At 47.5% G+C, this 12,168-nt stretch carries 9 protein-coding genes and 1 pseudogene; 5 read left to right on the top strand and 5 right to left on the bottom strand.

Annotated elements, in window-relative coordinates; translation table 11 throughout:
- The first annotated feature begins 393 nt into the window (after positions 1–393).
- Positions 394–1,743, top strand: coding sequence for a 3-phosphoshikimate 1-carboxyvinyltransferase (aroA, locus tag PMG71_RS02865; protein ID WP_283752132.1), 1,350 nt, complete (start codon positions 394–396; stop codon positions 1,741–1,743).
- 204 nt (positions 1,744–1,947) lie between these two features.
- Positions 1,948–5,406: a PAS domain S-box protein gene (locus PMG71_RS02860; RefSeq protein WP_283752131.1), complete on the top strand. Its 3,459-nt coding sequence runs from the start codon at positions 1,948–1,950 to the stop codon at positions 5,404–5,406.
- Positions 5,407–5,471: 65 nt separating this feature from the next.
- On the opposite strand, the gene PMG71_RS02855 is transcribed toward PMG71_RS02860, so the two are convergent.
- The 3 genes from PMG71_RS02855 to PMG71_RS02845 form a co-directional block, all read right to left on the bottom strand.
- Positions 5,472–5,852 carry a hypothetical protein gene (locus PMG71_RS02855; RefSeq protein ID WP_283752130.1) on the bottom strand — a complete coding sequence of 127 codons (381 nt, stop codon included), beginning with the start codon at positions 5,850–5,852 and terminating at the stop codon, positions 5,472–5,474.
- A 53-nt stretch (positions 5,853–5,905) separates the two neighbouring features.
- A complete protein-coding gene (locus PMG71_RS02850) occupies positions 5,906–6,331 on the bottom strand; it encodes a thiol-disulfide oxidoreductase DCC family protein (RefSeq protein WP_283752129.1) in 426 nt (141 codons plus the stop codon).
- 152 nt (positions 6,332–6,483) lie between these two features.
- Positions 6,484–7,200: a Crp/Fnr family transcriptional regulator gene (locus tag PMG71_RS02845; RefSeq protein WP_283752128.1), complete on the bottom strand. Its 717-nt coding sequence runs from the start codon at positions 7,198–7,200 to the stop codon at positions 6,484–6,486.
- 196 nt (positions 7,201–7,396) lie between these two features.
- On the opposite strand from PMG71_RS02845, the gene PMG71_RS02840 reads away from it, so the two are divergent.
- A complete protein-coding gene (locus PMG71_RS02840) occupies positions 7,397–8,113 on the top strand; it encodes an NnrU family protein (RefSeq protein WP_430540988.1) in 717 nt (238 codons plus the stop codon).
- A 175-nt stretch (positions 8,114–8,288) separates the two neighbouring features.
- Complete coding sequence (locus tag PMG71_RS02835) at positions 8,289–8,660, top strand: thioredoxin family protein (protein ID WP_283752126.1); 372 nt, start codon at positions 8,289–8,291, stop codon at positions 8,658–8,660.
- A gap of 122 nt (positions 8,661–8,782) precedes the next feature.
- Here PMG71_RS02835 and PMG71_RS23805 read toward each other — a convergent pair.
- Positions 8,783–8,926 (bottom strand): annotated as a pseudogene (locus PMG71_RS23805) (type II toxin-antitoxin system HicB family antitoxin); the annotation flags it as partial.
- 45 nt (positions 8,927–8,971) lie between these two features.
- Entirely contained in the window at positions 8,972–9,607 is a 636-nt protein-coding gene (locus tag PMG71_RS02830) for a hypothetical protein (protein ID WP_283752125.1), read from the bottom strand.
- A 158-nt stretch (positions 9,608–9,765) separates the two neighbouring features.
- On the opposite strand from PMG71_RS02830, the gene purL reads away from it, so the two are divergent.
- Entirely contained in the window at positions 9,766–12,081 is a 2,316-nt protein-coding gene (gene purL, locus PMG71_RS02825; protein WP_283752124.1) for a phosphoribosylformylglycinamidine synthase subunit PurL, read from the top strand.
- Positions 12,082–12,168: the final 87 nt, after the last annotated feature.

Genomic DNA, 12,168 nt, shown 5'->3' with positions numbered 1-12,168 from the left:
TCCCAATACCGTTTTTAGTCGAATACCAGTGTTGCGCGATAGGGGATGCCAATTCCCACTACTCTGTCCGGTGTTGCCACCATTCAGGCTACTTGTAAGTATTTTGCTTCACTCACTCAAAGTCTTTGCTTGTGGGGGCTGGGGCTGGAGTGTTTCCACCAAACGGATCATTTCGATCTGTCGTCTTTTAACCAAGCTGTCCCACCACTGGGAGTTTCACCCGCCTTTAAGGTCAATGTGGCTTCTCCCTTATTATAACGTAAAGCCGTCCTAGAAGGACGGGGTTTCTACCCACATTTTTCGATGAAGAAGTGAACCCCTACCAGCCTGTAACACCATAAGGTATGATTGCGCTACAGAGTCTTAATTTTCACTTATTTTTAGTTTATCTCCATGACCGCCCCGATCGTTACCCTCAATTTAATTGGCCCTGATGAAGATTTGATCGTTCAACCCCCAACGACTGGGGTAGCGCTACAGGGCAAGATTCGAGTGCCTGGAGATAAATCGATTTCCCATCGGGCACTGATGTTGGGCAGTTTAGCCCAAGGAGAAACCACGATCGCCGGATTGCTGATTGGAGAAGACCCCCAAAGTACGGCCGCTTGTTTTCGCTCCATGGGTGTAAACATTACAAAACTTAACTCCCAACAGGTTCAGGTCAAGGGTTTAGGACTCGGATCGCTCCAAGAGCCAATCGATATTTTAGATTGTGGCAACTCTGGAACCACCATGCGCCTGATGTTAGGAATTTTAGCTTCCCATAAAGAGCGCTTTTTTAGTGTAACTGGAGATCAGTCTTTGCGATCGCGGCCCATGTCCAGAGTCATCAAACCCCTACAACAAATGGGCGCTCAAATTTGGGGACGCAAAAATCATACCCTCGCCCCCCTAGCCGTCCAAGGAACCCAACTTAAACCCATTCATTACCATTCCCCCATCGCCTCAGCCCAAGTCAAATCCTGCATTCTCCTCGCTGGACTGATGGCCGAAGGAGAAACCACCGTCACAGAACCCGCCCTATCCAGAGACCACAGCGAACGAATGCTACAGGCCTTTGGCGCAACCATCAAACGAGACCCCGAAACCCATTCAGTCACCGTAGTCGGGCCAGCCCAATTATCCGGTCAATCCATTATTGTTCCTGGAGATATTAGTTCAGCCGCCTTTTGGCTCGTTGCAGGAGCCATTATTCCCGATAGCGACCTGATCGTTGAAAATGTCGGTATTAATCCTACCCGCACCGGAATTTTAGAGGTATTAGAAAAAATGGGAGCCGAGATTGAATTTCTCAATCCAAGAACCGTAACCGGTGAACCCGTAGCCGATCTACGGGTCAAATCCAGCCGTTTACAAGGATGTGAGATTGGGGGAGAGGTGATTCCCCGGCTCATTGATGAAATTCCCATCTTAGCCGTTGCTGCTGCCTGTGCCGAAGGAAAAACCGTGATTAAAGACGCGGCCGAACTGCGAGTCAAAGAAAGCGATCGCCTAGCGGTTATCGCCTCCGAGCTTGGCCGCATGGGAGCCAACATCACCGAACACCCCGACGGCCTAGAAATTATCGGCGGCACAGCCCTCAAAGGAGCCGAAGTAGACAGCCATACCGACCACCGGATCGCCATGAGTTTGGCGATCGCCGCCCTCAACAGCCAAGGACAAACCACCATCCACCGCGCCCAAGCCGCCGCCATCTCCTATCCCACCTTTACCCCCACCCTAGAGGAGCTAATTGGCCATTGAGCAATAGTCGATCCCTCGCCCAACTCCCAACCCTCCACTGAAAACTGGCCTTAAGATAGAATAAAGGATAACAACCCTAATTGATTTTCCCTTAAACCTCCGGTTAAAAAAAATGATCCCAGAGACATCCCGTATAGTTCGCTATTTTCAACCACGGGATTTTTCAGTTAAGCTCTGGGTAACCTGATGTGTCCCTACTCGCGAATGGACAGTCCAAATTCTCCTCTAGAGTTATTGCAACTATTTGTTGAACAAACCCCCGCCGCCGTGGCCCTGTTCGACCAACAAATGCGTTATTTACTCACCAGCGATCGCTGGCTCAGTGATTATGGTCTTAGGGATACCCCCCTAAACAACCTCACCTTCTACGACACCTTTCCCCATTGTCCCGAACAGTGGAAACGAATTCATACTGAATGTTTATTAGGAAACTATGAAGGGTGTGAAGAACATTATTTTTTCGGCGAAGATGGAAAACTGCAATGGGTCGAATGGGATATCCGCCCTTGGCGTAACTCTTCTGGAGAAATTAATGGTCTGATCCTGTTCACCAAAAATATTACTCAACGTAAACGTGCAGAGGCGGCCTGGATGAAAATAGAAAACCAGTTTAACAAGCTGACAGCTAATGTCCCTGGAATTATCTGTCAACTCATTCTTAAACCCGAACACCCCATCCAATTCACTTACGTGAGTTTAGGCTGTACCAAAATCTGCGAGATCGATCCAGACGAACTCCAGCAACATCCCCAATTATTTGAGGAATTAATCCACCCCGACGATCTCCCAGAATATAAAGCCTCCATCAACAGAGCCATTCAAAACCGCTCATCTTGGTCTTGGGAAGGCCGCATCATCACCACCTCCGGTGAAATTAAATGGCTTGCCTGTAGCACTTCCCCCCCAGAGTCTAACAACACCCTAGATCGCCAATTTTTAGACGATATCTCCTATGACCTCACCACCAACGAACTGCTTCTAGATGGCCTATTCATTGAAGTCACCGAACGCAAACAGGCAGAATTAAGTCTTCTGCAACAGGAAACCCAACTTAGGGCCCTGTTTAAAGCCATGACCGATCTCATCCTTGTCCTTGACCGGGAAGGTCATATCCTAGAAGTTGCCCCAACCAACTCCAATCTCTTTCCTCAAGATCGGATAGAACTCTATGGGATGAAGCTCAACGATCTGATGCCCACGGAAACAGCCCATCGTTTATTGGCGAACCTGCGCCGCGCCTTAGAAATCCAAAAAACCATTGATGTAGAATATTCCCTTACCCTAGAGGAACAAACGTTTTGGTTAGCCGCCAAAGTCTCTCCTTTAGATCTCGATACCGTCGTTTGGGTCGCCCGTGATATTACTCGTCGCAAAGAATCTGAAGGAAAATTAGAACAATATCGAGATACTTTAGAAGAGCGAGTCGAACAGCGAACGGCCGAACTAGAGGCCGAAGTCAGAGAGCGTCAACAGATTGAACAGACCCTAAGACAGCATGTTCAGATGCTGGATTTAGCCAATGATTCCATTATGATCCTCAACTTAGATGGAACCATTACCTATTGGAATTATGGGGCCCATAAACTCTATGGTTGGACAAAAAAACAAGCCATTCATCAAAATATTCATACGCTCTTACAAACGGAATTTAGTACCCCTTTATCCACGATTCATCAGATTTTAAAAGACCAAGGATATTGGGAAGGAGAACTGCAACAAACCAAACGGGATGGCAGCTCAGTAACTGTAGCGAGTCGATGGACGCTTCAGCGAGATGAGGAGGGCAATGCAGTAGCCATTTTGGAAATGAATAATGATATCACTTATCGCTTTGAAACCGAGATGGCCTTACGCAAAAGCGAGGAACTCTATCGCACCTTAGCCCAGAATTTCCCCGATGGTGCAGTCGTCCTATTCGATCTTAACCTGCGCTTTACCTTGGCAGAAGGCCGAGAATTGGCTAAATTGCGATTAGCGAAAGAAAAATTAGAAGGGGCAACTCCCGCAGAGATTTTTCCTCAATCGGTGAGCCAGTTGATGGACTATCATTATCAAAATGCTTTGGCGGGAGAAACGGAGCATTTTGAAATAGCTTTGGGAGAAAATTTGTATTTAGTGCAAACCTTGCCCGTGAGAAATGATGCAGGAGAAATCATGGCGGGGATGGCTTTGATGCAGAATATTACCCAGCGTAAGCGTTCTGAAGAAGCGATTCGTAAAAGTGAGGCTCGCTATCGGGAAATGGCTCAACGGGAGGAGTTGATTAACCGTTTGGCTTCTCAAGTCCGCAATTCTTTGAATCTGGATCAGATTTTGGAAATTGCGGTGGTGGAAATTCAGAATTTGTTGCAGGTGGATCAGTGTTTGTTTAGTTGGTATCAGTCCCAGGGAGAAGAGCAACAGCAAACCCCTGAATCTTCTCCCCATGGCTATCTGAATGTAGTGAAGGAGGCAAAAATGGAAACTTTACCCTCTGTATTGGGGTGTTTTCCGGTAGCGCCGGATGATCCCCTATTGGGTAATTTATTGAATTTAGAAATGCTACAAGTCGATGATGTTTTAAGCCATGAGGATCGGGGAATCCATCAGCTTTATGAAAGTCGGGGGTATCGATCGATTTTATTTTTACCCATTAAAACGGCTTATGGGGAGTTGGGTTGTGTCAGTTGTGCCCATTTTGATGGCCCCCGTCGCTGGACGGAAGATGAGGTAGAATTGTTACAAACGGTGACGGATCAGTTGGCGATCGCCATTAGCCAAGCTGAACTCTATCGTCAGGCAACCCTAGCTGCCGAAAATGCCGATCGCAAAGCGAAAGAACTTGAAGAAACCCTCAGACAACTGCAACGCACCCAAGCCCAACTGATTCAAAGCGAAAAACTCTCTAGTCTCGGTCAAATGGTAGCCGGTGTTGCCCATGAAATTAATAACCCCGTCAACTTTATTTATGGTAATTTAGTTCCGGCTAGAGACTATACAGCCGATATCCTGGGATTATTAGAACTGTATCAAGAAACCTATCCCGATCCCGCCGAGCTGATTCAAGAAGAAATAGAAGCCATTGATTTAGAATTTATCAGTGAAGATTTACCCCGACTCTTAGATTCCATGCAAGTGGGAGCCGAGCGCATTCGAGAAATTGTCCTCTCTCTACGAAATTTCTCCCGTCTTGATGAAGCCGCGATGAAAAAAGCCGATCTTCATGAAGGCATTGATAGCACCTTAATGATTCTCCAAAATCGCTTAAAAGCTAAAGGCGATCGTCCAGGAGTAGAAGTGAGCAAAAATTATGGTCAGTTGCCCAAAATCTTCTGCTATCCCGGACAACTCAATCAAGTCTTTATGAACTTACTCAGTAATGCCATTGATGCCTTAGAAGAGCATAATATTTCTGAACCCAAAATTACGATTACGACTGAATTAACGGACAATACTCATGTTGCGATCCGATTGACCGATAATGGGCCAGGTATTCCCGAAAAAATTCGTCAACGGCTATTTGACCCCTTCTTCACGACTAAACCGGTAGGTAAGGGAACCGGCTTAGGACTAGCCATTAGTTATCAAATTATTGTGGAAAAACACCAAGGACAACTCAGTTGTGTTTCTGAAGTGGGTCATGGTGCTACATTTGTGATTCAAATTCCCGTTATTTCGGGTTAAATAGAGCATTACCGATTGCTAAAGAGCCAAGCAAGTAAGGGGCTTGGGGCCCCTTGGGTTCATCCTCAAACAAGAGCTTCTTCTGTCAAGACTTGACAGCCTTCTACCCCTAATTCTGGTTGTTGGCGATAAGCGTCTAACGGCTCCATAACAGTGACCGTAAAATTGCTTCGGACTTGATAGAGATAATCTACATGGGGATCATACTTTAAGCCGACACGCAAGTTAGAAAAATCATCTTCGCATAATTCAAAACCAAAGCGAACAATAATTTGGGCCACGAGGCATTCAGGAGTATTAACTGTTTCCCCCATGGTGTCGCGCTCTTGCGTAAAGGTATCTAAAAATCGTTGCAATTTGGGTAAAACTTTCTTAGGATTGCCATTACGACTAGCGTAGACAATTACCGGGTTACCTTCAACGATGAAGTGACAGGAGACAGCCATAGATTTACTGCGATCTAGTGTTTAAGTCCGATCCGATCATATGCTGGTCTGGGTCATTTTGCTTGACGAGATTTTGAATTTAGGTGGGTACATTGGGAATCAAGACTGCACATATACAGGGTTTCTCGCTGACCAAACCACTCATAGCGATGGTCGCGTATTTGTTCATAGAGGCGATCGCCCAGTGTTTTCAAGCCAGGTATTTCTCGATAAACTTGGATCAAGCCTTCTCCTCCAGGAAGGAGGCGACCGATCTCTTCGGCTGCTTCGCTACCTTGCCATCGCTTTTGGGGATCTGCTGTATCAATTAGAATCATCCCTAATTCACAGTCTTCGGAACTGATTCCCCATTGGGCTAACGCTCCCCGATCTTGCATGGGACTATAGGTGAATCGTTGCCCTTGGTCTAACTTCGCCAGCACCTGAACCAAAGAGGAGCATAAATTACAGTTGCCATCATAAATAATTTGATATCGCATGATGCTTTAAATCTAACGAGCTGGGAGATCTGACTTCAGGATGTTGACACTCGATCTAAAATAATTTCCTAACCCGGAGGTGGCAAGTTGTAAAGTGAGTGGAATAGGGGTCAGGAAATTCTAGATCAAGTGGGAGTGTGCTGATTCATCTCCTAACCTTCTGGGTTAGAAGGGGGAAGACAAATCAGGTTATCATCCAAAGTAATAATCAGCCCTTTCGAGCGCAACTTACCCATTAAGCGAGTAACGGTTACCCGTGTTGAACCAATGGCGCTACCAATTTGGGCATGGGTGAGCGTCCAAGGCAGATAATAGCCCTGTTCGCAAACTTCGCCATACTCTTCAATCAATAACGTTAAAAAGCCCAACAGCCGATCGATGGTGCGTCGCTGGCCCATGGTTCCTAACCATAGGAGTTTACGCTGATTCTGATAACGGAAGGCTTCCATTACTTCACGACGGAAATGGGGCCAGTTATCTAAGTCATGCCAATACATCCATAAAACGGTGGTTTTATCGACATGGGCATAACTGGAAATGGTAAACGGAGATTGGGAGACAATTTCAAAGGGTTGACCTGCTCCGACAAATCCTAAGAAGGATTCATCAGGAATTTGATTATCGGGATCGCTGTTCGCGCTCAAACGGGCGACCAAACTGGGAGTTTTAGTCGAAGCGCTAATTTGGGCGCTGACGAGTCGAACGGAACCGCGTTGTACGAGATAGAGTAAGCCCGGACGGACAGGAATTTTGTCATCCTTGTTAAAGGTGCGGGTGCGATAGTGATCTTGCGCCCAGTCAATAATTCGCTGCCATGTCAGAAATGGGCGAGAGGTAGTAGATTCGGATTCTGGAGACACTGAAAACATAGGTTAGAAATTGTGAAAGAATAACAAAGACAACAGTGGATTGTTGCTAGATTCAAGGATATCTTGTTTCTAGTAAAAAGGGTCACTGATAGCCAGAGGCTATTGCTTCTGTTATTAGTCCTCTAGTTTACCATGAGAGTAGCAAAAACTACTTTTTCATGTTAAAACTTTATCGATGTAATAAAAATGTATGGTAATGATTGATAATTGGTATTGGTCATCCAGTCACTGGGTCATGGTAGGATTACTGATTGGGTTTGCGATCGCCCATAGTGGACTGGCCAGCCTGAGACCTTGGGGGGAAGGGAAGATCGGTGCAAGACTCTACCGGGTAGGTTTTGCCCTAGTGAGCATCCCGTTTGCAGTGGTGTTGATTATTTATTTTTTTAATCATCGCTATGACGGAATTCAATTGTGGCAAGTGCAAGGGGTTCGGGGAGTGCGATCGCTGGTTTGGGCTTTGTCGGCGATCTCGTTTCTGTTTTTATATCCAGCCACATTTAATTTACTGGAGATTGCGGCGATCGCCAAACCGGAAGTTCATCTCTACGAAACGGGCATTATTCGCATCACCCGACATCCGCAAATGGTGGGTCAAGTCATCTGGTGTATTGCTCATACCCTCTGGCTCGGCACAAGTTTTACCCTAGTGACTTCCCTAGGCTTAATCCTCCATCACCTGTTTGCGGTCTGGAATGGCGATCGCCGGATGTACAATCGCTATGGTGATGCTTTCCTCAAAGCCAAAGAGCGCACCTCGGTGATCCCATTTTTGGCGATCGTTCAAGGTCGTCAAACCCTAGAGCTGCAAGAATTTCTCCGTCCCGCCTATCTCGGTGTAATTCTATTTATTGCCCTCCTCTGGTGGGCCCATCCTTGGCTGATGCAAGCTACCCTCAAGGTTCCCATTTGAGTTGGGGATGGGATGGGGAGATAGGGGAGATGGCCTATTGCCTAATTGCCTTTTGCCGATTCCCGATTCCCGATTCCCGATTCCCCCAAACTCTGTTGCTCAATCCAATCCAAATGGGTGTAGCATGATCCCAAGAGCAAGTATAAGAAATACAGATACCAAGAACGGCATAATTATGGTGGTACAAATCAGTGAACGCGCCTTTAATCACGAAGTCCTCGATGCTCAAACCCCGGTATTAGTCAATTTTTGGGCCCCCTGGTGTGGAATTTGTCGGCTTTTAAACCCAGTTTTAAGCCGCTTCCAAACCGAATGGGGACAAACCATTAAAATAGTTTCCATTAATGCCGATCAAAGCCTTAAACTCGCCAATGCCTACCGACTGCGAACTTTACCCACAGTCATTCTGTTTAACCAGGGGCGAGTAAAAAATCGGATCGAAGGCTTCCACAGTGCAGAAGACTTATACCGACAACTTGAAGTGAGTTGTCAATCTTTGTCTGCAACCAGAGCGGGCGATCCGATTGACTTGGAAGCGAGTCGCTAATCGGTAGATATCCAGACCGGATCGTCTGTCCCCTCTGAATGTCTAAAAGATATGCTCCATCATAGAGCATATTTTTTTTGGCTGGGGTAGGGTGATCGAGTGGGGGAATGGGGGAATTCTTATAAATAGAGGTGTGTCGCTTGTTTTAAACCGGCGATCGCCTGTTCTATGGTTTCTCCTTGATCCACTGTACCGACTTCTGGACATTCGGCAATATAAAGATCCTATTCTTTATACACCATTACAGTCAAGTGACAACTGTTCATAACACTACCTCCTACTACTTATTACCAATTTCTCCATAACTAGAGCTATTGTGAGCGAACAATAATATCATTCTGAATAGCTTGTTCATCATAAACCGTTGGCTTTTTATCGGGTCTCAAGCGGCCATAGTGTAATCGACCTAAATCAAGAACTAACCTCTTAGCTTCTTGACTACTTGGGTTATCTTTTAGTGTATTTAAGGCAGTTTCATAAAGTTCTTTTGTCTCAGATTCAGGTATGCTACTTATTAAATTTATGAGAGATAAAATACGCTCTTTGATGACCTCATTTTGTAATTCCTTGAAAAGATTATCAGAGAGAACTCTAAGTGTATTATTTTTTTGGCGTTTTCCAGTAGAATTTATGCCAAAAGCGCTATCAACCCTTTGCAGGACTTCGCCTAATAGCTGCCAAGATTTAACATGAGAAGAGTTTTCTTCACACAGTTTTAGTAAGCGATCATAACACCCACCGCTAAATAAATCTTCAGACTGAATCCAAGTATTTTTTTTCCAAATCTCAATACAATGGTCATAGTCACTTGGAGAATTAGGATTTTGTTCTAGTGTATTGAGAGCATCTTCAAAGTTTTTTAATTCAATTGGCCCTTGAGTATTCGCGTTGTGACCAACCCAAAAGAAAAAAGCAACGACTACGATAATGAGGATGATCCAAAACATATAAACTCCTAAGTTTGAGAGAATTGCTTTGAATAATTATATACAGAAACTAAATTATAACACAGCCAGCGATCGCCCCCTCTCTCCTGCTGTTCTCCTGCTGCACCCTTGCCCTTTTGCCCTAAAATCAGAAAGGCACTCTCTGTTGCGAATCGATCATGGTTGAAACTTCTGACTGTCCGTTTTCCCCCCAAGATATTGCCTCTGAAGGCTTGAAACCCTCGGAATATGAGGAAATTGTCCAACGGCTCGGTAGACACCCCAATAAGGCGGAATTGGGGATGTTTGGGGTGATGTGGTCGGAGCATTGTTGCTACAAAAACTCCCGGCCGCTCCTAAGTCAGTTTCCCACGAAAGGCGATCGCATCCTCGTTGGGCCAGGAGAAAACGCCGGAGTCGTGGATCTCGGTGATGGACTGCGGTTAGCCTTTAAGATAGAGTCCCATAATCATCCCTCGGCGATCGAACCCTTCCAAGGAGCAGCCACCGGAGTCGGTGGTATCCTTCGCGACATCTTCACCATGGGCGCTCGACCCATTGCCGTCCTCAACTCCCTGCGCTTCGGTTCCCTGGAAGATAGCCGCACCCGTCGCATTTTTACCGGAGTCGTCGATGGCATTGCCCATTATGGCAACAGTGTGGGCGTGCCCACCGTGGGCGGAGAAGTCTATTTTGACCCCGCCTATACCGGCAATCCCTTAGTGAATGTGATGGCATTGGGATTGATGGAAACCCCAGAAATTGTTAAATCTGGAGCTTCTGGCAGAGGTAACCCAGTTCTCTATGTCGGTTCGACTACCGGGCGCGATGGCATGGGGGGGGCAAGTTTTGCCAGTGCCGAACTCAGTGAAAGCTCCATGGACGATCGCCCCGCCGTGCAAGTCGGCGATCCCTTCCTGGAAAAATCCCTGATTGAAGCCTGTCTCGAAGCCTTCAAAACCGGTGCAGTGGTGGCTGCTCAGGACATGGGAGCCGCCGGAATTACCTGCTCGACCTCAGAAATGGCGGCGAAAGGCGGGGTGGGCATTGAGCTGGATCTGGACAAAATTCCGGTGCGCGAAACGGGCATGGTTCCCTACGAGTATTTACTGTCGGAATCCCAAGAGCGGATGTTATTTGTAGCTCACAAGGGCAGGGAACAGGAACTGATCGACATTTTCCACCGTTGGGGACTGCAAGCAGTGGTTGCGGGCGAAGTGATTGATGAACCCATTGTGCGGATTCTGTTTCAAGGGCAAACGGCTGCGGAAATTATGGCTACCGCTTTGTCGGATAATACGCCCATTTACCACCATGAATTGATGAGCGAGCCGCCGGAATATGCCCAGACTGCCTGGCAATGGACGGAGGCTCAACTGCCTGAGTGTAAGGCTGAGGGGATTGAAATTGGGGGCAAGTTCAAGTCCTGGAAAGACTGCCTGCTGGATCTTTTAGATACACCCACGATCGCCTCGAAGCAATGGGTCTATCGCCAATATGACCATCAGGTACAGAATAACACGGTGGTCTTTCCCGGTGGCGCGGATGCCTCGATTATCCGCTTGCGTCCGGTGAATGATGGCGCTGAACCTCAACCGTTGCCTGCTGTGCAGTCGGGGGTGGCTGCAACGGTGGATTGTAATTCCCGCTACGTCTATCTGAATCCCTACGAAGGCGCGAAAGCGGTGGTGGCAGAAGCGGCGCGAAATTTAAGCTGTGTGGGTGCAGAACCCATTGCTGTGACCGATAATCTGAATTTTGGCTCCCCGGAAAAGCCCATTGGCTATTGGCAACTGGCACAAGCCTGTCGGGGACTGTCGGAAGCGTGCGGGGAATTCTCGACTCCCGTCACTGGGGGGAATGTGTCCCTGTATAATGAGACCCTGGATAGTTCGGGAAATCCCCAGCCCATTTATCCCACGCCTGTGGTGGGGATGGTGGGGTTAGTGCCCGATTTGTCGAGGATTTGCGGTCAAGGATGGCGTAAAAAAGGCGATCGCATCTACCTGTTGGGTTCCGGTGTAAATCTGACCTTGGGCGCGTCCGAATATCTCGCTACTTTGCACCACACCGTCGCCGGACAACCGCCAACCGTCGATTTTGACCTAGAACGTCAGGTGCAAGCCGCCTGTCGCCACGGCATTCGTCAGGGATGGCTCAACTCCGCCCATGATTGCGCGGAAGGGGGGTTAGCCGTGGCGTTGGCAGAATCCTGCATTGCCGGAGGCTTAGGAGCGCAAATTGAGTGTCCGTCTGGAGAGCAACGCCCGGATCTGAGTTGGTTTGGGGAAGGGTTAGCCCGCATTGTGGTGTCAGTTGCGCCAGAGTTTGTAGAAGCTTGGGAAGCCTATCTTCAGGAACAATTGCCCCACCAATGGCAGGTTATGGGCACAGTGCAAGGAGAGACCTTGGAGATTAAGGGCATTTTAGCCGCTACGGTGTCCGAAATGGGCGATCGCCATCAACAAGCCATCCCTCGCCGTCTCCACATTTAGCCCATTCCCTCCTGCAATGATCCCCCGTAGGGGCGGGTTAACCCCAAATCTATAACACCCACCGATAACTTACCTGAACCCGCCCCC

The organism is Roseofilum acuticapitatum BLCC-M154 (assembly GCF_030068475.1).
Taxonomy (GTDB): domain Bacteria; phylum Cyanobacteriota; class Cyanobacteriia; order Cyanobacteriales; family Desertifilaceae; genus Roseofilum; species Roseofilum acuticapitatum.
Note: the sequence above shows the minus strand (reverse complement) of the source record. Positions and strands in the feature narration are given on the sequence as shown.

Excerpts from the sequence above, each read along its gene's own strand:
- aroA (WP_283752132.1), top strand. The coding sequence starts at position 394 with ATGACCGCCCCGATCGTTACCCTCAATTTAATTGGCCCTGATGAAGAT.
- PMG71_RS02860 (WP_283752131.1), top strand. The coding sequence starts at position 1,948 with ATGGACAGTCCAAATTCTCCTCTAGAGTTATTGCAACTATTTGTTGAA.
- PMG71_RS02855 (WP_283752130.1), bottom strand. The coding sequence starts at position 5,852 with ATGGCTGTCTCCTGTCACTTCATCGTTGAAGGTAACCCGGTAATTGTC.
- PMG71_RS02850 (WP_283752129.1), bottom strand. The coding sequence starts at position 6,331 with ATGCGATATCAAATTATTTATGATGGCAACTGTAATTTATGCTCCTCT.
- PMG71_RS02845 (WP_283752128.1), bottom strand. The coding sequence starts at position 7,200 with ATGTTTTCAGTGTCTCCAGAATCCGAATCTACTACCTCTCGCCCATTT.
- PMG71_RS02840 (WP_430540988.1), top strand. The coding sequence starts at position 7,397 with ATGATTGATAATTGGTATTGGTCATCCAGTCACTGGGTCATGGTAGGA.
- PMG71_RS02835 (WP_283752126.1), top strand. The coding sequence starts at position 8,289 with ATGGTGGTACAAATCAGTGAACGCGCCTTTAATCACGAAGTCCTCGAT.
- PMG71_RS02830 (WP_283752125.1), bottom strand. The coding sequence starts at position 9,607 with ATGTTTTGGATCATCCTCATTATCGTAGTCGTTGCTTTTTTCTTTTGG.
- purL (WP_283752124.1), top strand. The coding sequence starts at position 9,766 with ATGGTTGAAACTTCTGACTGTCCGTTTTCCCCCCAAGATATTGCCTCT.